Source organism: Fructilactobacillus sp. YLN 2507, assembly GCF_059614085.1.
The window spans coordinates 44,392-65,362 of the sequence record NZ_JCAOJA010000002.1 but is presented as its reverse complement, the minus strand read 5'-3'; the positions used below and the strand labels follow the sequence as shown (position 1 = coordinate 65,362).

Genomic DNA, 20,971 nt, shown 5'->3' with positions numbered 1-20,971 from the left:
CTTTTGATTTAGACTTTTTCTTCTGTTTCTGCTTGTTCGTAAATTAATTTTTCGTTTTCATAATTCAACATATGAGAACCAAAATTATCAATTTTATAATTAAGATATTTAATGGTTTTTTGCATTTCATTAACTTGTTTCAACATTTCATTGCGTTGTTCAATCAACATTTGTTTTCGATCATTGTCAGCATTCGGATCACGATAAGTACTGATGAATTTTTTTAATTTTCCAACTGGCATTCCTGCCTTTCTTAAGGCTTGTACATAGAAAATCCAATTTAAATCCATTTGTTGGTAGTCTCGGTAACCGCTCTGATTTCTTCTGACTTTTGGTAATAAACCCTCATCTTCCCAATAGCGTAGAGTTGCTTTGGGGAGATTGAATTCTTTGCTAACTGTTTCAATATTCATAATATGCTCCTTTCTTTTAAAGATTATAACGCTTCAAGTACACTTTAAATCAAATTATAAAACTTTACTGTTGCATTAAAGTGCACTTGAAAGTATAACATGAAAGTATACTGATTAGGAGGAGATTATTTATGCAATATTTTACTTTAAATGACGGAAACAAGATTCCAGCGGTTGGATTTGGTACATTTCAAATTCGTGACCCTAAAGAATGTGCTCAAGCAGTTTCAGATGCAATTCAAGTAGGTTATCGGTTAATTGATACTGCTCAATCTTATTTTAACGAAGAAGCAGTTGGTGAAGGAATTAAACAATCAGGGGTTGCTCGTGAAGACCTGTTTATTACTTCTAAGTTATGGTTAACTGACACTGGTTATGATAAAACCAAGGCTGCTTTTGAAGAAACTCTAAAGAAATTGCAATTGGAGTACTTAGATTTATATTTGATCCACCAGCCTTATGGTGATGTATTTGGTTCATGGCGTGCGATGGAAGATTTACAAAAAGAAGGAAAAGTTAAGTCAATCGGAGTTTCTAACTTTGCTGACGATCAACTAACTAATTTGGCATTATTTAACGATGTTAAACCAGCTGTAGATCAAATTGAAATTAATCCATGGGATCAACAAAAACAATCTGTTAAATACTTAGAAGAATTTGGTGTTCAACCAGAAGCATGGGCTTCATTTGCTGAAGGTAAGCATGACATTTTCAAAAATCCTGTTTTAACTGAAATTGCTAACAAATACAATAAAGGTGTGGGACAAGTTATTTTGAGATGGGATGTACAACGTGGTATTATTCCACTTTCAAAATCTACTCATAAATCACGAATGGAAGAAAATATTGATATTTTTGATTTTGAATTATCAGCTGATGATATGCAAAAAATTGCCAGTCTTGATAAAGAAGAAAGTCAATTCTTTGACCATCGTGATCCTAAAGTAATTAAAAATTTAATGAATTTGCACTAGAAAGGAATTTTAAATGACTAATACTTTAATTTTAGGAGCTAATGGATCAATTGCTCAGATGGTAGAAGCAAATTTATTAGCTAAACCAGATCAACATTTAACTTTATACTTACGTGATGCTAAACGTCTTGAAAAGCTTGCTAACAATCCTAAGGTAACTCTTGTGGAAGGCGATGTTTTGGATAAAGCTAAATTACAAGACGCTATGAAAGGTCAAGATGTAGTATTTGTGGCCATGGGAGCAACAAGTACCCCTAAGTTGATTGAAAATGTAATTACAGCTATGAAAGCTGAAGACGTGAAACGAGTAATTTCAATCAATGATTTAGGAATTTATGGCGAAGTTCCAGGTAAATTTGGCGAATGGAACCAATCAATGGTTGGTAGTGGTTTGCCAGTTGGAAAAGAATCAGACGAATTATTAGAAAAATCAGGATTGGATTATACCACGCTTCGTTTAGCATGGCTTGGCAATGGTGATGATTCAGATTTTGAAACAACTCAAAAGGGTCAACCATTTAAAGGAACAACGGTTAATCGTAAAGGGGTTGCCAAATTAGTAACTGAGATTATTTTAGACCCTAAATTGTATGATAAAGAGAGTATCGGTGTTGACAGACCTGGTACTGATGGTGATCGGCCAGTGTTTTAAAATATAATTAATTTAAAAAAATAGACGCATTCTAAGTTAATCGAATGCGTCTATTTGCGTTTTAATTTATTTTCTAGTGGTAGAATAAAATTATCAGGGAGCTGAATTTATGTTTAATCTTTTTGGGAAACCACGTGTGATTACAAATGTTATTCGTCATCGAAAAATTAGTTGGTTGGAATTGTTTTATGATTTGATTTTTGCCGTAGTAACCGAAAGAATCACAGATAGTGTTGTAGAACATTTTTCTTTAAGTGTAATTTTAAATTCAATAATTATTTTTAGTTGGTTCTTTTGGAGCTGGCATGAAACATCTGGTTATTTTGATAATCATGGTAATGATTCGGCTGTTAATATTATCATTATCAATCTGCAAATGATTTTTACTGGAATTTCGGCAATTTTTATTCCGCAGGCCATGTTAGGCAACTTTCAGCCATTAATCATATCATTACTTCCTATCCAATTTATATTGATTATGGCTTGGACAATGATTGGGTTTGTTGACCAAGATCATGGACCAGCTTCTAAAAGATATGCACAGGTATTTTGTGTTTCATTTGTATTTTTACTGCTTAGCTTAGTAGTTAACGAACCCTTTAAAGTGATTTTATTAATCGCAGCCTTGGTTTTAAATTGTTGTGCAATTTTCTTTACCAATTCTAAATTAGAACAAGAATATCAAAGAATCAACATGAATTATGAACTTAAAGACTCGCTTTTGGAACGCTATGGTTTAATGACTATGATTGCTTTAGGTGAAATGATTGCAGGCTTATATGGAATGGTTGACCATGTTGAACCAAAGGTGTTATTTGAATTCGCTATGGGAATTATTTTTGCAGCTATGATAGCTGCCGTTTATTACCAAGTAATTGGGGAATTACATGTTAAAATGAAGAGCCCAATTCAGGTAATGGGAATTCGATGGTTATTTTTATTGGAAATTTATTTAATTGTTTTAAATTCAATTCTGTTGCAGTTAAATTTTGAAGAAAATAAATATTCATTTAAGCTATCATTAGTAATTATTTTGTTTTTTACTTTATTAGTAATGCGGATTATTCAAGCGTTGACCTCGGATAAAATTCCAGATTCAACGGCAGGACTTGGCTTTTTTATTGTTGAGATAGCTTTTTTCTTAGCGGCCACATTATTCCCGGCTTTTTTGATGGTTGGTGCAATTGATTTGATTTTGATAGTTATTATTGTTCGTTATCATTATAAAATTAGTAATTATCATAAGGATATTGATTAGAAATAAAGTTACAATCTACTATCGTAACTGTTTATATAATTAATTTTAATGATTGAAAAATGAAAAACCTACTGATTATTTTTCAGCAGGTTTTTTAATTGGTTATATCTAAGATGATTTATGCAAAAATATGGCCAATTCTTTTTATTTTACTATATTTTTGTATTTCTTCATTATTAAGATTGCGAATATCAATCGAATTTTGCATGTTTAAAAAATAAGTGTCAGTAGCACCAAAATATTTTCCTAATCTGATTGAAGTATCGAGACTTATTTTTCTACGATTGTGAAGAATATCTTGAATTCTTGAAATGGGTACATCAATGTCTCTAGCAAGTTTAGACGCTGAAAGATTATAAGGAATCATAAATTCTTCCTTTAAAAGTTCACCCATGGTTATTTTTACTGCATTATTCATATTAAATAATACCTCCTTAATGATGATAATTGGTGATTTCTACATCATTTAATTCATTGTTACCAATTGAAAAACAAATTCTATACTTACTGTTAATTCTTATACTAAACTGTCCTTCTCTATCTCCCTGTAGTTTTTCTAAATGATTAGATGGCGGTACTCTTAAGTCGTTATAGCTATTGATACTCGACAAGGTTATTAATTTGATAGCAGCTGTTTTTTGTATTTCAGTTGGTAATTTATTTGGTTTTCCTTGATATAATTTTTGGGTATTTTTATCTTTAAAATTAATTTTCATAAAATTAGTTTCATATCCTTTTCTATATTTTCATACTACACGTTAGACGTGTAGATGTCAATATATATTATACGGAGTTGGAATTATTTTGTCCGATGAATAAAATGTAATTTATCAATAAAAAATATTAAATTAATTATTCAAATTGGATGGTTTAAATAAAACATAACTTAACAGTTGTGTCTTCTTTTTTTGTACCCTATAATTAAAGAAGTTGCAGCACGTCATAACTAATAGTCATAAGGGAGCCTAAAAAATGAAGTATGGATATGCCAGAGTAAGTACTACTGATCAAAAATTAGAAAATCAAATAGAATCCTTAAAAAATGCTGGCGCAGATAAAATTTATCAAGAAAAATTTACGGGGACAACTACTTCTCGCCCAGAATTTAATAATTTACTTTCTACAATTAGTTCAGGAGACACATTAATAGTAACTAAGTTAGATCGTTTTGCCAGAAATACCAGGGAAGCATTAGAAATTATTCAAGACCTTTTTAAAAGAGATATTAAAGTCAATATTTTAAATATGGGAATGATTGATAACACCCCCACAGGTCAATTGATATTTACTATTTTTAGTGCTTTTGCTCAGTTTGAACGTGATATGATTGTTACTAGAACTCAAGAGGGCAAGATTTACGCTAAAGTCCATGATCCATATTTTAAAGAAGGACGTCCACAAACTTATACGGACGAACAAATTAGATTTGCATATGATTTAAGAAAACAAGGAATGACTTATAAAATGATTGAACGAAAAACCGGAATTAGTGTAAGAACACAACAAAGAAGATTTAAATCATTAAAAACTACATTAGAAACTACATTAGAATAGAAGAAAAAAATGATAATGTTGCTTTTTGATAGCGGATAAGCTATAATAAAGCCATGAAAAATAAAAAAGAAATTTAAATTTGATTATTATGATTATCCAGAATTTGAAAAGTTTTTGGATTCACTAAGTAATAAAGATGCAGCTAAGTTGGCTTTTAAGATCTCTTCAATAGAAGACAAAGGGATTTTAGAAGCTCGAAGAACGCAATGGGTAAAAAAGTTAGATGATAATTTATTTGAAATTAGATCTAACTTTTCATCTAACATTCAAAGGGCTTTATATTTCCACATTGAAAATGATAAGTTTGTCATTACTCATGGGTTTACAAAGAAAACAAAAAAAACACCAGTTAAAGAAATTAAAAAGGGAAAATTATTAATAGATAATTATTTATCACGATTGAATAGGAGGGGAAGATAATGACAATGAGTAAAATTGATGAATACATTGCTAAAAGATCAAAGAATAGTCCAGAATTTAAAAAATCGATTGAAGAAGAAAAGTTAGCAACTCAAGCAGCTTATGCTGTGTATAATCTTAGATCTAAACTAGGATTGTCTCAGAGAGAATTTGCTACTTTAGTTGATAAGCCACAATCTACAATTTCTAGAATTGAAACAGGTGAAATGAATCCGTCTTTTCAGTTATTAAATGAAATTGGTGAAAAAACAAATTCTAATTTAGAAGTTAAATATGTTTAATCTAACAGGACATTATAATAAAAGGTTGACGATAGAAACTGTGAAAAGTTTCTATCGTCAACCTTTTTATATAGTTACACTATCAGTCTTTAAAGTTTTTAACTCTCCACTCCATTTTCATAAGATCTAATTCTTTAAATTTGTTAGAAAATCCTAACGGTAAACTTAATATTATTTTTTGTGCTTCTAAAGCAACCATATTTCCAATTAAGCCTGAAATTGAAGCTAAGCTTCCTGATTTGTTAGCACTACCTTTTATTAATTCAAAGTCAGAATCTTTTGTATCATCTTTTTTAGCTTTTTTTCTGATTTCATACCATGATAAAGTTTTTCCAGGAATAACTGATACACCAGGAATCCCTATATTTCCACCATAGCCTCCACCAACAATGTGTGGAATTGACATTTCTTGACAAGCATTTGCAATGGTATCAGATAAACTCATTACATCAGGATAATCACCACAGTTAATTACAACATCTGAATCATTACAATATTTTTTTACATCATTTTCGTTTTCTATTCCTAATTTAAATTTATTTATTATGGTTTTAGAATTGATATTATTAACGTTGTTCTCAATACAATCAACTTTATTTTTTCCAATATTATTTTCACTGTAAAGAATTTGTCTATTTAAATTAGTTTTTTCTACAATATCAGGATCAAATACATTTATTTGTCCTATACCAGAAGCAACTAGTGACATTATTACCCATGTACCTAAACCGCCAGCACCAATAACACTAATTTTAGAATTATTAATTTTATTTTGCATTTCATTTCCATTTTTTGAGCTAGATGGGTATGAAGCATGCAGTTCATCAAAGAGTTTAACCTGACGATCAAATTTTGTATCATTATAACTGTTTTCTGTGCAATTGATTAATAAATTATCGTTATTTAATTGATTTAGTACTGCTAATAAGTTTTGTTCTGAGAATTCTTCATACTTTTTTAATTTTTTTGAAAGATCTTTAATTGTGTTTTCTCCAGTTAAAATAGTTAATAATTCTGGAACAAAGTCAAAAACATCATATTCAAACATTTTAAAATCAATTAATGAGTATATTTTAATAATGGAAAATTTTTTATAAATAAGTACACTATCTCTAACCTTATATTTATTATTTAAGTAGTTTTTCAATATCATACCAAATCTCCCATTCACCATAATCATAAGTAACCAATTCTTTTTCCAATATTTCCCAAATTTTATCAATTGAATTAGCAACTGATTCGTCATCAATACATGGTTTTATTAAATCATAGAATTTAATATTGAATGTTCCATTTCCGTTAGAATGTATGAATACAGGTACCATTGGCGAATTAGAAAGCTTACTTAATATTGCTGGACCAAGTGGAACATTAATTTTTTTACCAAAAAAATTAACGTTTTTAGTATGATTTCCCTGTCCATTGGGATTATATTCTGGAAACATAGTTAGACTAATTCCATTTTTCAAACTTTTAATTATATGCTTAATTTTTTGATTTTCATCAACATTTACTCCAATAATATTTTCTTTTATATTTGGAAAGCATAGACTACGTAATTGCTCTAAATTCATTTTATTAAACATAGTTAATATTTTAAAATCATAGGCTAACATTACAGGAATAAAATATGATGGGCCAACATGCATTGGTAAAAATATTGGAGCAGAAGAATATTTTTTGAGATTATCTAAAACATTTTTATTTTCAAATTTAATTATTTCATCTAATTTTTTCTTATTGTTTGCCCATGTTAATAAAAATGTGAATTCAAATTGAAGCTTCGTTATATAATCACTAAATTTTGATGATTGAATTTTATTATCATTTAATTTAGGAAACCTATTCATAAGACGTAAAGTCTTATTTCTAATTAATTCGAAGTCATCATCTGTTCCCTTTAATTCTTCTGTAAGACGTATAAAATCTAATTGTCGTATTTTATCCATTATTCTATAAGATTCTAGGGGTTCTGTACTAGTAAATGATTTATAAAAATCATAGTTTTTTTGATAATCAAAACAATTAATAATGGGCATTCTCATTTTACTTCTCACTTTTTATAATATTTTTAGTATTTTGTAGATAAATATCTCCATTTGAGGTATTTACAAATGTGTTTTTAAACTTAGAATTAGAGTTTGTTATATTAGTATCACCATTTTTATTGCATATCTTAGAATCTTTTTCTGCAATATCAGTATTATTTAATGAAACATCACCATTTTTATTATTTACAAACAATTTCCCTAACTTTGAATTATTAATATGGGTATCTCCATTTATATTACTTATCATTAAATTACCTAAATTAGAATTAGTTATTTCAGTATCACCATTTTTATTTGTAATACTAATTGATAACAGATTTAGACTATTAACATTTCTAAATTCGTTGGAATTAACATTAATATTTTTAATATTATCAGGGATAGTGACTTCAGCTCTATCTAAGTGGTTATCACCAATTGTTATAGTTTTTGAAATTTTGGAAAAGAAAGATTCTGTTTTTTCTGTTTTTTCCACATAAATATCTTTTTTATTATCACTAATAGAAAGATGTGGCTTTTCAGTAGAATAATATTTTACTTCTAATCGATTTCCGCTTTTAACAGAAATATTGGCAGGCAATGATAATGATAAATTATTAGATTTATCATTATTAGAGTACTTTGTTTCTATATAAACTTTTTTATTATAGCTATTTTCAATCAAAAAATATAATATAATTATTAAAAATAAAGAAAAAATTATTATAAAAATTAAGGTTATTGGTTTTTTCAAAATATAACTCCTTGAATTATGTATAAAAAAAGTCACTTTTTAAGTGACTTTTTTGTTTTTATGAACATAGACAGTTATGTCCACATAATAATGCTAAACCAGCTTTTACTTGTTTTTCATTTACTTTTTTCATTTTAATATCCTCCCTTCTGTTGTTTTAAATAATATAACAAGCATTTAATGATAAAGCAATACAAATTTAATCAAAATGTAACTAAAATGGCTTGTTTTTTTTAAATTATATGTCCATTTATACAATAAACTTAATTTGTTTATGAATTATCTTCAATTTTTGTTCAATTTATGTGTTTCATTTCAAGATAAGATTATAATGCATAAAAAGTACCTTTAAATATCAGTTGGTATGTTTATATCAAAATGATATGGGGGTACTATTTTGTTTGGTAAATATTTAGGTAAAGGTAGAAATAAAAGAACTCAAGCACAAGGGCCATGGTGGTCACAATCAAAAAAGTTATTAATTACAGCTGTGACGATCACTGCAATAATAGGAGTTTCTGTTGCAGGATACATGTCGCAAATTACTTATAAATTGTGGATATATTTAAAGTATTTAAGGCTGTATTTTAATAACAATAAAGTTAATCCAATAAAGTTGAGCGACATTTTAGACTTACATGGTTTTTGGATTTTTAATGATTTATCATATCCAACATTGGTCTATTGGATTATATTTATTGCATTTGGATTGAGTATTGTTTGGTATAGAATTTTCAGGTCATATATCACCTATAATAGTTTTGAATATGGTAATGAAAGCTTTGAAAATAATAAAAAAGTTGCCAAACAATACACTAATATTCCAGATCGTAGGCAAACGTTTAATGGTTATGGAGGAATCCCTGTTCTTCATAAAAACAAATTTTCAGGAAAAATGATGCAAATGTTTACTTATGTTATTTTTCCAAGGGCTAAGAAGGCAATAATTCCAAGTGATCGAGTTCAAGACCTTATTCAAAAAACATTCAAGAAAATTAAGGTATTAGGAAAATATATGATAGACCAAGCTACTAATAATACCTTAATTTATGGGATTACTAGATCAGGTAAAGGAGAAACCTTTGTATTTCCTTTAATTGATATTCTTTCAAGGGCAATGAAAAAAGTTTCCATTTTTGTGAATGATCCTAAGGGAGAGCTTTCTCGATCTAGTTTTTTCACTTTGATTAAACGGGGTTATAAAGTAGTTATTATTGATTTGAGTAATATGTATAAGTCGGCTAGTTATAATCCGCTTCAGGTAATTATTGATTATGCTAAAAAAGGATATACGGATCAGGTACAAATGGAAGTTAATAAGATTTCAACTTCTATTTATCAGACTAAACAAGCAGGGAGTAGTGACCCATTTTGGGCAAATTCATCTTCCAACTTATTAAATGCTTTGATCTTGGCACAAATTGATTTAGCTAAACGTAATCATGATTGGAATAAAGTAACATTATTTAATATTTATCAAATGCTTACTCAAATGGCAGGAAAAGAAGTTTTAGTTGATGCAGATGAAAACATTACCAATGATGTTAAAAATGGTAAAAGAGAATCTATGCTTACACATTACTTTAAATTAATGGCCAAAGCGCCTTATGATCCATTTAGACAAATGGCTCTTGATGCATTTAGTCAATCTGCTTTTGCTGGATCAGAAACGCAAGGCTCAATTTTTTCATCAATGATGGAAGGAATTAAAATTTATCAACAGCAAGATGTAGCTAAATTAACTTCTAAAAATACCGTTGATTTCAAAGAAGCAGCATTTCCTAGACGTCTCTCAATTAAATTAATGGACAATCTCCAACTTAAAACGGCGAACGTTACGTTCAAAGACGCCTCAGGAAGGGTTATTGAAGCAAGAAAACAAGATATAGACACTTTGGGCTATTTAAATTATGCAGTTAAGTATAAATTACCTGGTAATTTTTCATTAGAAATTGATGTTGAAAATCATTTTTATGTATTTACAGGTGAAATTATCAGAAAAAGAAGGTTTTAGGGAACCCACCTAAGCCAGGTAGTAAAACTGTTCGACAAAATTTTAAAGTATTAAAAAATAACGAATTAGTTTTTAATGATAAATTATCAAGTGATGATAAATATGAAGATGCACAATTAAAATATTCTGAGCAACCAGTTGCAGTATTTTTTGTTACTCCTCCTAATAACGATGCTTATAATCAAATTGTTTCTTTTGCCATCGATCAATCTTTTAACCAGATGTATGAAATGTCTACGCAAAATGGAGGAAAATGTTTTAGACGGGTTCATTATGTATTAGATGAATTTGGTAATTTACCAACAGTTAATTCTATGAATACGAAAATTTCAATTGGATTAGGACAAGAAATTTCATTTGATATTGTGGTACAAAATGATGAACAATTAAGCGATAAATATGATGAAAAAGTAGCGAATACTATTAAGGCCAATTGCTCAAATACTATGTATATTTTAAGTAATGATGACAAGACAACTGAGTTAATTTCTAAAAAAATTGGTAAAACTACAGTAATGACACGAAACCATTCAATAACGCCAGATTTAAGTGTTGGTAGAGATACAATTAATACCAGCCAAACTAGCCAAGATGTAATTACGCCAAGTGAGTTGCAACATTTAATGGTAGGAGAACAAATACTTTTAAGAGCAAACACGCGTCAATCTATTTATGGAAGTAAAATTAGGAATAATCCGATCTTTGCTCGAGGTTTAACATATGAGATGCCTTCTCGTTGGCAGTTTCTACAAGATACTTTTGATACAAATACTATAATGTCAGATATTCCTCTAAAATGTCTTCATGCAAAAATGAATTTACAAGATAATGCTTATACTTATTTTAACAATGGTAGTAATTATAGTGAAAGTAACGAATTGGATAAAATGAATAAAATGGCTGGATTAAGTGATAACAATAAATCTAATGATCTTAATGATTTTTTCGACAAGTTTAATAACAAGATTAATGATAAAAGGAAAGCATTGATTGACGAAAAGACTCTCGAATCAGATAAAAAATATCGAACTGAAAATATGAGTCAATCACCTTTATTAACTGAAAAAGAGGTTAGTGATGATTCAATTTTAACTTCGTTATTATATAAAATTTATAAACTTGATAATGATAATGGTAGTAGACTAAGTTCTGAATATTTTGGTGACTTAGATAGTAAAGATAGAATTGAATTTATAAAGGAAAATAATAATTTAGATTTTTGGAATGATTACGGAATTAATCGTGAGACTTTGAATTTGGATAATTAAAAAACACCCATAATGTATATTTTTACATTATGGGTGTTTTAATACTGATAAAATTTTACATAAAAAAAGAGCCTACCAACTCCAGCCGATAAGCCCAATCATCAGTTCACCACAAACTGGTAATTCATGCATTTCATACTATTCTAATTATATCTAATATTATTGAATAGTCAATGATATACTAGTAAAGGCGAGTAATTACACCACAATACTAACTGTACTCGTCGGTGATATCATGCATTTCATACTTTTAATATTTGTTCCAGTATTAATAAATTCATTGACTCATTTAATTGAAAAAATTATTGATGCTTTATTTGAATTATTTAATGGAACAAATAAGTAACAAGAAAGCTCTTTCTTAATTGAGATATATGAACCCTATAAGTTGGACAAAAATCTAACTTATGGAGTTTTTGTTATGACAAAAATAAAGTAAGAGTTAAAACAGCAAACTATAAAAGAATATTTCACTGGTACTGGTTCAACTACGCTGTTCAGAAAATATAAAGTTTCAAAATCAGTTATTTTAAGATGGATTAATAGAATTCAAAATGAATATCTAAAAAAACAAACAAAGAAAAAGTAATGGTAATTGATAACCTAAGGCGTAAATTCAAAGTTAGTATTAGATTCATTTTAAAAGCTATTAATTACCTAGAAGTAACTATTAATATGCGACTTCGTCGCATATTAATATACAAAGATAAAAATATAATTAAATTAATAAAGGGTATTAAAGAAAGCAATCCTAATTATGATTATAGAAGGGTTATGATATCCCTTCATAACGATGGCTATAATATTAATTGCAAACGTGTTCTTCGTATTATGAAAAAATATAATCTTTTATCATTAGCTTTTGGAAAAAAGAAAATATATTTCTTATAAAGGTAATTTTGGTAAAATATTTAAAAATAGATTGAATCGTCGATTCAATACATCAATTCCATTTCAAAAGTTAGTATCAGACACTACAGAGATAAGACATGGAAAACAAAATATAAATGAGCGCATATATTTAAATCCAGTATTAGACTTATTTCCTGGAGATACAATTTCATATAGTATTAGTGACCATCCAGACTTTAATTCTGTCTTTTCACCAATTAAAGAAGCTATTTTAAAGCTACCTAAGACAAACTTCAAAAGATTCTTCCATTCTGATAAAGAAGTTCACTATCAAAATAAACGTTTAAATAAATTTCTAAAGAAAAACCACATTACTCAAAGCATTTCGCGTAAAGCAACCTGTTTAGATAATGCAGTTATTGAATCATTTTTTTACATTTTAAAAATTGAAATAAGAAACAATTTTAATACTAAAGAAGAATTAATAAATTCCGTTAGGAATTGGATTTATTATTACAATAATTTTCGTATTAAAAAAATAGGAGGCAAGTCTCCTATTCAATATCGAAAACTTGTCTCCTAGAAAAAGTAAATAATGTGTCCAACTTTATGGATTCATATCATCTTTAATTTTAAGTAAGACCTTTTTAATCCTTTAATCTCTGTCAAATACTTATAATTGTATTGTCTTTATTGCATTACATAGATAATTTTATGTTCGTAGAAAACCAATTAGGCTTTTCTAAAATTTGGTCGAAAAATATATCATTTTTAAGGCTTGGTGTATGTTTGTATGGTATGTCAAAAGGTTTAATTTTGTAATCGTTATTTTGAGATAATTTCCATATTTTATCCATATTTAATAATACAAATTTCAAATGATGATATTTATAATTTCCCCATTTGTTTCTAGTTTTCGCATCATTTGCGTCACGTGTTCCTCGCCAAATTAGATTATAAATTTGACCTGGATTCATTGTTTTTAACATTCTATTAAATATATTTTTTACATCTTCAATATTATCACTCTCATTTTCATTGTGGCTGACAAATTTAAAATTATATTCGTTCATTTTTGTTATTAATAATTTTAGTAATTCGGACATTACTAGTGATTTATAGACATTTTCAATCTCATTAGAATCGTATTTATTAAGTATGTCATCTTTTATAAATTTTAGTTTTTCAAACGAACTATTAACATTAATATCAAACATAATTTTTGCTGGGTAAAAAACATTAGGGAAATTTTCTGTCATTTCGAAAGATTCAATTGGACTATTTGGTGAAACTAATATTAAATGTGCATCGATTAAGTGTGACACTAATTTATAGTATTCATAACTATCCAGGTCATTATAAGCAATTATATCTTTATTTGATTGTGCATGATTAATTTGTAAAATTTCTGCTAAATTTAATCTATCCATTAAACTTATTTCGTTTAACTCAATAGGATTTTTATTATCATTATTATAATATTCTCTTATTTCTTCTTCATAATGTTTACGACAATTATCACATCTACAATTAGTGGCTTCCTTATGGCCGCATAATACACATTCAAAATCATTTTTATCTATATTATTAAAACGAATTTCTTCTTTAGACGGCATTTTTTTGATCATTAAATTGTTGTCGTATGGACATTTGGTATCACTAGCTAAATTAGGAAAGTCTGCGCGAAGATTAGTGGGTTTAGTATTTAAATTATATTTCTTGATTAATTTAGATAAAGTTAGTGAATTAAAATAATAATCAATTAACATTTTTGTTAATTGTTCTTTTGAAAGGTAATTTAATGATTCTCCCCTTGAATCATAGTTAAGGTGTTTTTTAAGGTAATCTGTATTCAATTTTATCCTCCAATTATAAAATAAAAAGTTATTTCTATTATAGAATATAATAAATCTTGTTAGCATATGAAATGGTTTATACATTTAACAGGAGTATCAAAAATCCTGTGTAAATAATAATTATTGAATTTAAAAAGGGAATGTCCCCCCCATAAGATATAAGTACCACACCAATATCAAGAAAGAGGATATTCCCCATGTAAAATTTTACCAAACAAATTGTAACAGCACTAGCACAAAATAACGATCTTGATGAAATCTTCAGATTTCACTTAGAAAAAGCTATTAATGAACTTATGAAGAATGAAATTTCTTCTTATTTAGGTTATGAAAGTTATGATAGAGATGGCTTTCATAATGGTAACTTACGTAATGGTCAATATTTTCGTAAAGTTAAAACTAAATATAGAGAATTTAACCTTACAGTTCATAGGGACAGAAATGATATTTTTTTACTAATTAGAAGAAGACCTCTTATTCGTGATGAACGGTCTAAATGGCATACCAGAAGCAATTACTAATCTATAGCCACATTCTAAGTGGCAACAGTGTTTGGTTCACGTTAGTCTAGTCATAAAATATTATCGATGACTAAAGTTAAGGATCGACATGAAACTATTTCTAACTTCAAAGAATTACATAAAACTAAAGAATTAGCTGATGATCAAAAAATAATCAATAATTTTCTGACCATCAACATTATAAAGGAATAAAATAAGTTTTAAAGCGATTATAAGACTTAATGGACACAATTAATTTGAAAAACTTTATAAATCTTTACCAAAAAAGGATAGATAAAAGTTAGTATCAGTTATACATAATATTAGTGATTTAGGCATTCAAACTTCTATAAAAATGCAATGGGTTAAAAAATCAGGAACTAATATTTATGAAATGAGATCCAAAGTTGGAAGCGATATTAAAAGAACGCTGTATTTTCATTATATTGATGGTGTATATTACATAACGCATGGATTTACTAAAAAAACACAAAAAACTCCAAGAAAAAATAAATCATGCGTTATTTATAAAAAATGAATTTATTAAAATAAGGAGAATGGGAATGAAAGCTAATAGTGTAAATGTTGAAGATGTTTTTGCTAAAGATATGAAAGATTCTGAATTTAGAGCAGGCTATGAAGAAAGTAATGAAAAATTAGCTAGTGCTGTTTCTATAATGGAAGCACGTGAAGCAGCTGGATATAGCCAAAGGGCTTTAGCTAAAATTACTAAGGTTCCACAATCAACTTTAGTTAGAATTGAAGCTGGTGAAAACACAAGTATGAATACAATGAGCAAAATGGCTCATGCCTTAAATAAAAAATTAGTGGTAAAGTTAGCTTGATATATTTTTATTTGGTTTATAATAAATATATAAGATTTAATGCATTAGGAACTGCAACTATTAATTTCAACAATTAATAAAAGCAGATTTCGATAATTTTAATTAGGCAGTAAATTTCCTGAATTCTACGGGTGATTGATTGTCTAATTTTGTAAATATACGTTCTTCGTTCCAAAACTTGATATAATTAGTAATACACCTAATTGTTTCTGATAAACCTTTTGAGTTATCGTAGGTGTAAATCATTTCAGACTTTAGTGTGGAATGGAATGATTCAATGATGACGTTATCAGCTGTAGTTCATTTGCAGGACATACTTCTGATAACGCCTTTTTTGCGTGATAAATCAAAATAATCAAATGAAGTATAGGTTCACTATGTGGTATTGCACAGTCAATATTAATAAGTTTGTTTTAAGTTAACGAGATTACCATTTAATTTCACTGATAAATTATTTCCTGATAACAATGAAATATTTGTATTATCGTTTGAAATATTTATTTGTAATAATCGACCTTGAAATTTAATTCTAAAATTATAACTTTCCCACTCAACAGGTAATTTAGGATTAAAGCTAAGGACATTATCTTCAATAACCATACCGCCAAAACCTTCTATAATACTCATCCAACTTCCACCAAGGTTAGCGAGATGCAATCCATCAGCAGTATTTCCCTGTAAGTCTATCAAATCCATTCTTACAGTATCCATAAAGTAAGAGTATGCCTTCTTCATATTACCCAAACGTGCAGCCACTATGCCAAAAATCGACCGTGATAATGACGAATCGTGAGTAGTAATGGCTTCATAATAATCAAATTCTTTTTGCAATTGCTTTTTAGAAATAGAATTAGGAAATAGGAAGTCAGCTAAAATAGTATCTGCTTGTTTGTCAACTTGGTATTTGTAAATTGTTAAGGGATGATAATGCAACAATAAAGGATAATTATCTTTAGGTATTTTATCAAATGGCCATACTGGTTTATTGAAGAAACTGTCATCTTGTTCATTAATCTGTTTTTCGTTACTAAAGGGCAAAAAAACATTATCAGCAATTTTTTTAAAGATATTTAATTCTTTTTTATTACTAATTCCAAAACTTTTCAAGAATCCTGGGAATCTATCCTCTAGCAATTTACCAAATTTATATGCTAATAGCATGTTATTCTTGGCCATCATATTAGTGTAATAATTATTATTGACTAATGCCGTATATTCGTCAGGCCCCGTAACAGTATTAAATACAAACTGTTTTTTATCATTAATTTTTTCCCAGTTGCCAAAGTTTTTCCAAAATCTAGCTGTTTCTAATAGTATTTCAAAACCATACTTTTTCATAAAGTCCATATCAAGAGTAGATTCGTAATATTTTCCAACAGAATAAGCGATATCTCCATCGATGTGATAGGCTGCGGTACTAGCTGGATAATATGCAGAAGTTTCTTGACCATTAATTGTTCGCCAAGCGTATAAAGCGCCATTTTCAATCCCCAGTTCACGTGCACGATTTTTAGCAAAATCCAAAATGTTATAACGGTAAATAATCAACTTTTTAGCTTCATCAGGTTGTGTATTGATAAAATAAGGTAACATATACATTTCTGTATCCCAAAAATAATGTCCTTCATATCCAGATCCAGATAAGCCTTTAGAAGCAACATTTGTTTTACCATCTCTACCAGCAGATTCATTTAATTGAAAAATGTTGTAATGAATAGCTAAATTAAGATTAGGATTACCATTAATAGTAACATTGCTTTTTTGCCAAACTTGAAGCCAAAAATTGCTATTATCAGTAAAAAGGTCGTTAAAATCAATAAAATCACATTTTGTTGATTTATCATTGCTTTTACCTTTAACAGCAAAGCTAACTTTAATATTAAAGTAAAGTTTTTTTGGTTTAGCTGCTAAATCGATGATGTTATCGGTTAAAGTAATATCATCATTAGCTATAAGACTTAATGTAACATTTAAATCAGAATTAATAGCTCTAATATTAATTATTTGTTTATGAGTAGTCTGTTTTAATTCATTAATTTCGATTGTTTTAATTTTTCTACTTTTACGTGGATCATCTATATTAACTCCATTTCGTTGCTCATTTTTGCTGCTATTTTCAGTTTCAATTACTTTGTTAACAATTACTTTACCAATATATGATTCTGGTAAAATTTCATAGGAAATTCCATAATCTGTTTGATGATTTTGTCCAATCAACGATGATAATTTTAAAATAATCGTATCATTATTAATATTACTTAATTCATAAATTTCATTAAGTAATCCATTAGCAAGATTTAATTTAGCATCAATTAATTTGGTTTTATCAAATACAATATGATCTTCAGTTTCAATTTTAAGTTTACGTAAGTTTGGTAAATCAATAATTGTTTCATTTTCTTTAGGATAGTAAGCAGCAGATTCACCGTAAGTAATAGGTGAAAATTCAAAAAACCCGTTTACTAAAGTTCCACTAGAAATGGTACTAGAAATTGGATCTGTAGCTTGAACTCCAAAGTGACCATTAGCAAGTGAAAATAACGCAGGAAAATTTATTTTTTGACTTGAAGTAGGGACATCTTTTAATGTAAGCACCGGTATTTCAACTATAGTATTTGAAACATTTGACATAATATTATCCTCCTTAATTATATTTACAATTACAAACCAATTTTAGAACACATTGCAAAAAATGCAAGCGCTTACATTTGGTGGTATACTAACATTAGTAAATATTGGTATGTTTAAAGGAGGAAAATATTATGTCGAAGTTTTCTGAAATAAAGGGTTTTATTTTTGACTTAGATGGTGTTATTTCTGTTACATCTAAGCTGCATACCAAAGCTTGGCATCAAATTGCTAATAAAATAGGCGTTATTTGGACACCTAAATTAGAAGAAAGCCTAAAGGGAGTGAGTCGTGTAGATTCTTTAAACTTAATTCTAAAAAAAGGTGGAAAAGAAAATAAATATTCTGAAGAAGAAAAAATTAAATTAGCTGAAGAAAAAAATAATTATTATTTAAAATTAGTTGATAAAATGACTAAAACCGATGTTTTACCTGGTATTCCTGATTTTTTACAAGCTTTAAAAGACAATGGTTATCAAATTGCCTTAGCTTCCGCTTCTAAAAATTCATTTAAAGTGTTAAAAAAAATTGGATTAGCCAATTTTTTTGAAAAAGTAGTTAATCCTGCTGATTTAAAATATGGAAAGCCAGATCCAGAAATTTACCTTAAAGGGGCTGATTTATTAGAGTTAACCCCAAAACAATGTATTGGAATTGAAGATTCTGTAGTTGGAATAAAATCTATTAATGATGCAGGAGAAACTTCTATTGGTATTGGCAATAAGAAAGTTTTAAATGATGCCAATATTATTTTTTCATCTACTAAAGACCTAACTTTAATTAATATAAAAAATGCATTAGAATAATACTTAATTATTTTGTAGCATTAATATAAAAGGATTATTGAAATAATTTGTTTCTTGATTTAAAAATGTTATAGCAAAAAGTCTATTATATAAATCACATAAGTGATCTAATATAATAGACTTTTTAATTTTAAAAATGTTTATAAAATTAAATACTAATTTTCTTCAATAATAATTGCTTGAAATGGTAACAGTTTATTATTCTCAGTATTTGTTAAATTTGAATTTACGACTATTTTTCCATTATATGATTTTTCTAAATCAACTTTTTTATTCGATAAGTTAACAAGCACAATAATAGACTTATTATTGTATTCACGTTTATAACCGATTACATTATTAGGAGTATCATCTAATGGAGTAATCGATCCATCTATAAATAATTTTCTAACACGATCAGCTTGCCTATATTTAACAATTTTACGATAAAAGTTTAAGACTGAATTCTGATTATTGTCTTCATTTTTAACGCTAATGTTTTTGCGATTATTTCCCATCTTTATCCATGGTTTGTGAGTTGAAAAACCACCATATTTACTTTCATCCCATTGCATTGGAACTCTGCTATTATCTCTAGAACGTTCATTAACAAATTTAAATGCTTCTTCTTCAGAATAACCATTCTTTAATGCCATGCTATAGTTATTAATTGATGAAATATCATTAAATTCAGTCATATCTTTTCTTTCAAAATTTTTCATTCCTAATTCTTGTCCTTGATAAATTAAAGGAACTCCTGGCAAGAAAAAATAAGTTACTGCTAATGCTTTTGCTGCATCTGGGGTTTGATCATTAGGATCTTGTATGAATTTTGAAAGAGCTCGTTGTTGATCATGATTTTCTATAATATTAGTAAAGTAGGCGTTAGCTTTCTTAGCAGCTTCTTGACTACTAAAAATACTTTGTTCCCAATCAGAAATATTCCATTTTCTCTTTAAGTACCAACGATTAACATCTTCAAGATCTGGATTCATTATGTCAAAATTAAAAATCATTGAGAAATATCCATTAGGACCAATATATTTTGGAAGGTCTTTGGAAGGGACCCCATAAGCTTCACCTATTGTAACAGCATCGTATTTTTCAAACGTTTCTTGCTTTAATTCTTTCAGAAAATCACCAATTCCTGGACGATTTAAATCTTTTTTCTCTGAATTTACTAATCCATCAACGTCATCAGCTGGTAAACTAGCATAATCTTGATCCTTCTTTAGTTGCATAATCGCATCTAATCTAAAACCTGCAATTCCTTTTTCAAGCCACCAATTTATAATATTATACATAGCTTGTCTTAGTTCGGGGTTTTCCCAATTTAAGTCTGGTTGTTGTGGAGCAAAATTATGGAAATAATAAGTTCCAGGTTCTCCAGGAACTTCAGTCCAAGTTGATCCACCAAAAGCTCCGCGCCAATTATTAGGGGCTTTTCCATCATGAGTGTGTTTGAAAATATAGTAATTACGGTATTTAGATTTTGGGTCTTTTAAAGCAGCTTGAAACCATGGATTTTTTTCTGAAGTATGATTTGCAACTAAATCCATAATAATTTTAATATTACGTTTTTTTGCCTCAATTATTAAATTATCAAAATCCTCCATAGTTCCAAAAATTGGATCAATTTCTTGATAATTTTCAATGTCATATCCCATGTCTACCATTGGTGATTTATAAACTGGCGAAATCCATATAGCAGTGATTCCTAAATTATTCAAATAATCTAATCTGGAAATAATGCCATTGATATCACCCACTCCGTCACCATTAGAATCTTTGAAGGATCTAGGATATATTTGATAGATGACCTCATCTTTCCACCATCTTTTATTGCTATGTTGCAAAGGTTTTAATATATTTTCATTGTTCATAATA

The 20,971-nt window shown here is 28.2% G+C and carries 22 protein-coding genes and 2 pseudogenes; 14 read left to right on the top strand and 10 right to left on the bottom strand.

Annotated features, from left to right (window positions below; translation table 11 throughout):
- Nucleotides 1-8: 8 nt before the first annotated feature.
- A complete protein-coding gene (locus tag AC0GLY_RS07825; RefSeq protein ID WP_496612289.1) occupies nucleotides 9-413 on the bottom strand; it encodes a MerR family transcriptional regulator in 405 nt (134 codons plus the stop codon).
- 131 nt (nucleotides 414-544) lie between these two features.
- Here AC0GLY_RS07825 and AC0GLY_RS07820 point away from each other — a divergent pair, with 131 nt between their 5' ends.
- From AC0GLY_RS07820 to AC0GLY_RS07810, 3 genes are all read left to right on the top strand, one after another.
- Nucleotides 545-1,387 carry an aldo/keto reductase gene (locus AC0GLY_RS07820; RefSeq protein ID WP_496612288.1) on the top strand — a complete coding sequence of 281 codons (843 nt, stop codon included), beginning with the start codon at nucleotides 545-547 and terminating at the stop codon, nucleotides 1,385-1,387.
- Nucleotides 1,388-1,400: 13 nt separating this feature from the next.
- The gene (locus AC0GLY_RS07815) at nucleotides 1,401-2,039 is read left to right on the top strand and encodes an NAD(P)H-binding protein (RefSeq protein WP_496612287.1); all 639 of its coding nucleotides are present in this window, start codon (nucleotides 1,401-1,403) and stop codon (nucleotides 2,037-2,039) included.
- 109 nt (nucleotides 2,040-2,148) lie between these two features.
- Entirely contained in the window at nucleotides 2,149-3,297 is a 1,149-nt protein-coding gene (locus AC0GLY_RS07810) for a low temperature requirement protein A (RefSeq protein ID WP_496612286.1), read from the top strand.
- Between the two features lie 118 nt (nucleotides 3,298-3,415).
- On the opposite strand, the gene AC0GLY_RS07805 is transcribed toward AC0GLY_RS07810, so the two are convergent.
- Nucleotides 3,416-3,715 carry a HigA family addiction module antitoxin gene (locus AC0GLY_RS07805; RefSeq protein ID WP_496612285.1) on the bottom strand — a complete coding sequence of 100 codons (300 nt, stop codon included), beginning with the start codon at nucleotides 3,713-3,715 and terminating at the stop codon, nucleotides 3,416-3,418.
- 16 nt (nucleotides 3,716-3,731) lie between these two features.
- Nucleotides 3,732-4,013 (bottom strand): type II toxin-antitoxin system RelE/ParE family toxin, encoded by a 282-nt coding sequence (locus AC0GLY_RS07800; RefSeq protein WP_496612284.1) that lies wholly within the window; start codon nucleotides 4,011-4,013, stop codon nucleotides 3,732-3,734.
- A 256-nt stretch (nucleotides 4,014-4,269) separates the two neighbouring features.
- Between AC0GLY_RS07800 and AC0GLY_RS07795 the strand changes: the two genes are divergently transcribed.
- The 3 genes from AC0GLY_RS07795 (at nucleotide 4,270) to AC0GLY_RS07785 (ending at nucleotide 5,552) form a co-directional block, all read left to right on the top strand.
- Nucleotides 4,270-4,851, top strand: a complete 582-nt coding sequence (locus AC0GLY_RS07795) for a recombinase family protein (protein ID WP_496612283.1) — start codon at nucleotides 4,270-4,272, stop codon at nucleotides 4,849-4,851.
- Between the two features lie 114 nt (nucleotides 4,852-4,965).
- On the top strand, nucleotides 4,966-5,271 hold the full coding sequence (locus tag AC0GLY_RS07790) for a type II toxin-antitoxin system RelE/ParE family toxin (protein WP_496612282.1): 306 nt from the start codon (nucleotides 4,966-4,968) through the stop codon (nucleotides 5,269-5,271).
- Nucleotides 5,271-5,552: a helix-turn-helix domain-containing protein gene (locus AC0GLY_RS07785; protein WP_496612281.1), complete on the top strand. Its 282-nt coding sequence runs from the start codon at nucleotides 5,271-5,273 to the stop codon at nucleotides 5,550-5,552. Before AC0GLY_RS07790 ends, AC0GLY_RS07785 begins: the two co-directional genes overlap by 1 nt.
- 82 nt (nucleotides 5,553-5,634) lie before the next feature.
- On the opposite strand, the gene AC0GLY_RS07780 is transcribed toward AC0GLY_RS07785, so the two are convergent.
- Genes AC0GLY_RS07780 through AC0GLY_RS07770 form a run of 3 tightly spaced genes read right to left on the bottom strand, consistent with a single transcriptional unit; the run spans nucleotide 5,635 to nucleotide 8,336 of the window.
- Nucleotides 5,635-6,705 carry a HesA/MoeB/ThiF family protein gene (locus AC0GLY_RS07780; protein WP_496612280.1) on the bottom strand — a complete coding sequence of 357 codons (1,071 nt, stop codon included), beginning with the start codon at nucleotides 6,703-6,705 and terminating at the stop codon, nucleotides 5,635-5,637.
- The gene (locus tag AC0GLY_RS07775) at nucleotides 6,680-7,591 is read right to left on the bottom strand and encodes an LpxL/LpxP family acyltransferase (protein WP_496612279.1); all 912 of its coding nucleotides are present in this window, start codon (nucleotides 7,589-7,591) and stop codon (nucleotides 6,680-6,682) included. Before AC0GLY_RS07775 ends, AC0GLY_RS07780 begins: the two co-directional genes overlap by 26 nt.
- Nucleotides 7,592-7,598: 7 nt before the next feature.
- On the bottom strand, nucleotides 7,599-8,336 hold the full coding sequence (locus AC0GLY_RS07770) for a DUF4097 family beta strand repeat-containing protein (protein WP_496612278.1): 738 nt from the start codon (nucleotides 8,334-8,336) through the stop codon (nucleotides 7,599-7,601).
- 397 nt (nucleotides 8,337-8,733) lie between these two features.
- On the opposite strand from AC0GLY_RS07770, the gene AC0GLY_RS07765 reads away from it, so the two are divergent.
- The 4 genes and pseudogenes from AC0GLY_RS07765 to AC0GLY_RS07750 all read left to right on the top strand — a co-directional run bounded on the left by AC0GLY_RS07765 (nucleotide 8,734) and on the right by AC0GLY_RS07750 (nucleotide 13,053).
- Nucleotides 8,734-10,350 carry a type IV secretory system conjugative DNA transfer family protein gene (locus AC0GLY_RS07765; RefSeq protein WP_496612277.1) on the top strand — a complete coding sequence of 539 codons (1,617 nt, stop codon included), beginning with the start codon at nucleotides 8,734-8,736 and terminating at the stop codon, nucleotides 10,348-10,350.
- Between the two features lie 128 nt (nucleotides 10,351-10,478).
- Nucleotides 10,479-11,618 (top strand): annotated as a pseudogene (locus AC0GLY_RS07760) (type IV secretory system conjugative DNA transfer family protein); the annotation flags it as partial.
- Between the two features lie 588 nt (nucleotides 11,619-12,206).
- Entirely contained in the window at nucleotides 12,207-12,509 is a 303-nt protein-coding gene (locus tag AC0GLY_RS07755; protein ID WP_496612395.1) for an IS3 family transposase, read from the top strand.
- On the top strand, nucleotides 12,481-13,053 hold the full coding sequence (locus tag AC0GLY_RS07750; protein WP_496612394.1) for a transposase: 573 nt from the start codon (nucleotides 12,481-12,483) through the stop codon (nucleotides 13,051-13,053). The genes AC0GLY_RS07755 and AC0GLY_RS07750 overlap by 29 nt, the downstream gene beginning before the upstream one ends.
- Before the next feature lie 115 nt (nucleotides 13,054-13,168).
- Here the strand turns inward: AC0GLY_RS07750 and AC0GLY_RS07745 are convergent, their stop codons facing one another.
- On the bottom strand, nucleotides 13,169-14,326 hold the full coding sequence (locus AC0GLY_RS07745) for a hypothetical protein (protein ID WP_496612393.1): 1,158 nt from the start codon (nucleotides 14,324-14,326) through the stop codon (nucleotides 13,169-13,171).
- Nucleotides 14,327-14,544: 218 nt separating this feature from the next.
- On the opposite strand from AC0GLY_RS07745, the pseudogene AC0GLY_RS07740 reads away from it, so the two are divergent.
- The 3 genes and pseudogenes from AC0GLY_RS07740 to AC0GLY_RS07730 form a co-directional block, all read left to right on the top strand.
- Nucleotides 14,545-14,778 (top strand): annotated as a pseudogene (locus AC0GLY_RS07740) (transposase); the annotation flags it as partial.
- A gap of 403 nt (nucleotides 14,779-15,181) precedes the next feature.
- The gene (locus tag AC0GLY_RS07735; RefSeq protein WP_496612392.1) at nucleotides 15,182-15,364 is read left to right on the top strand and encodes a type II toxin-antitoxin system RelE/ParE family toxin; all 183 of its coding nucleotides are present in this window, start codon (nucleotides 15,182-15,184) and stop codon (nucleotides 15,362-15,364) included.
- 25 nt (nucleotides 15,365-15,389) lie between these two features.
- On the top strand, nucleotides 15,390-15,671 hold the full coding sequence (locus tag AC0GLY_RS07730) for a helix-turn-helix domain-containing protein (RefSeq protein WP_496612390.1): 282 nt from the start codon (nucleotides 15,390-15,392) through the stop codon (nucleotides 15,669-15,671).
- Between the two features lie 102 nt (nucleotides 15,672-15,773).
- On the opposite strand, the gene AC0GLY_RS07725 is transcribed toward AC0GLY_RS07730, so the two are convergent.
- Together AC0GLY_RS07725 and AC0GLY_RS07720 are read right to left on the bottom strand one after the other, a co-directional pair.
- Nucleotides 15,774-15,950 (bottom strand): IS3 family transposase, encoded by a 177-nt coding sequence (locus tag AC0GLY_RS07725; RefSeq protein ID WP_496612397.1) that lies wholly within the window; start codon nucleotides 15,948-15,950, stop codon nucleotides 15,774-15,776.
- A gap of 120 nt (nucleotides 15,951-16,070) precedes the next feature.
- Nucleotides 16,071-18,302 (bottom strand): glycoside hydrolase family 65 protein, encoded by a 2,232-nt coding sequence (locus tag AC0GLY_RS07720; RefSeq protein WP_496612389.1) that lies wholly within the window; start codon nucleotides 18,300-18,302, stop codon nucleotides 16,071-16,073.
- Between the two features lie 131 nt (nucleotides 18,303-18,433).
- On the opposite strand from AC0GLY_RS07720, the gene pgmB reads away from it, so the two are divergent.
- Nucleotides 18,434-19,105 carry a beta-phosphoglucomutase gene (gene pgmB, locus AC0GLY_RS07715; RefSeq protein WP_496612388.1) on the top strand — a complete coding sequence of 224 codons (672 nt, stop codon included), beginning with the start codon at nucleotides 18,434-18,436 and terminating at the stop codon, nucleotides 19,103-19,105.
- A 155-nt stretch (nucleotides 19,106-19,260) separates the two neighbouring features.
- On the opposite strand, the gene AC0GLY_RS07710 is transcribed toward pgmB, so the two are convergent.
- The gene (locus tag AC0GLY_RS07710) at nucleotides 19,261-20,967 is read right to left on the bottom strand and encodes a glycoside hydrolase family 13 protein (RefSeq protein ID WP_496612387.1); all 1,707 of its coding nucleotides are present in this window, start codon (nucleotides 20,965-20,967) and stop codon (nucleotides 19,261-19,263) included.
- Between the last annotated feature and the right edge of the window lie 4 nt (nucleotides 20,968-20,971).

Excerpts from the sequence above, each read along its gene's own strand:
- AC0GLY_RS07825 (WP_496612289.1), bottom strand. The coding sequence starts at position 413 with ATGAATATTGAAACAGTTAGCAAAGAATTCAATCTCCCCAAAGCAACT.
- AC0GLY_RS07820 (WP_496612288.1), top strand. The coding sequence starts at position 545 with ATGCAATATTTTACTTTAAATGACGGAAACAAGATTCCAGCGGTTGGA.
- AC0GLY_RS07815 (WP_496612287.1), top strand. The coding sequence starts at position 1,401 with ATGACTAATACTTTAATTTTAGGAGCTAATGGATCAATTGCTCAGATG.
- AC0GLY_RS07810 (WP_496612286.1), top strand. The coding sequence starts at position 2,149 with ATGTTTAATCTTTTTGGGAAACCACGTGTGATTACAAATGTTATTCGT.
- AC0GLY_RS07805 (WP_496612285.1), bottom strand. The coding sequence starts at position 3,715 with ATGAATAATGCAGTAAAAATAACCATGGGTGAACTTTTAAAGGAAGAA.
- AC0GLY_RS07800 (WP_496612284.1), bottom strand. The coding sequence starts at position 4,013 with ATGAAAATTAATTTTAAAGATAAAAATACCCAAAAATTATATCAAGGA.
- AC0GLY_RS07795 (WP_496612283.1), top strand. The coding sequence starts at position 4,270 with ATGAAGTATGGATATGCCAGAGTAAGTACTACTGATCAAAAATTAGAA.
- AC0GLY_RS07785 (WP_496612281.1), top strand. The coding sequence starts at position 5,271 with ATGACAATGAGTAAAATTGATGAATACATTGCTAAAAGATCAAAGAAT.
- AC0GLY_RS07780 (WP_496612280.1), bottom strand. The coding sequence starts at position 6,705 with ATGATATTGAAAAACTACTTAAATAATAAATATAAGGTTAGAGATAGT.
- AC0GLY_RS07775 (WP_496612279.1), bottom strand. The coding sequence starts at position 7,591 with ATGCCCATTATTAATTGTTTTGATTATCAAAAAAACTATGATTTTTAT.
- AC0GLY_RS07755 (WP_496612395.1), top strand. The coding sequence starts at position 12,207 with ATGGTAATTGATAACCTAAGGCGTAAATTCAAAGTTAGTATTAGATTC.
- AC0GLY_RS07735 (WP_496612392.1), top strand. The coding sequence starts at position 15,182 with ATGCAATGGGTTAAAAAATCAGGAACTAATATTTATGAAATGAGATCC.
- AC0GLY_RS07730 (WP_496612390.1), top strand. The coding sequence starts at position 15,390 with ATGAAAGCTAATAGTGTAAATGTTGAAGATGTTTTTGCTAAAGATATG.
- AC0GLY_RS07720 (WP_496612389.1), bottom strand. The coding sequence starts at position 18,302 with ATGTCAAATGTTTCAAATACTATAGTTGAAATACCGGTGCTTACATTA.
- pgmB (WP_496612388.1), top strand. The coding sequence starts at position 18,434 with ATGTCGAAGTTTTCTGAAATAAAGGGTTTTATTTTTGACTTAGATGGT.
- AC0GLY_RS07710 (WP_496612387.1), bottom strand. The coding sequence starts at position 20,967 with ATGAACAATGAAAATATATTAAAACCTTTGCAACATAGCAATAAAAGA.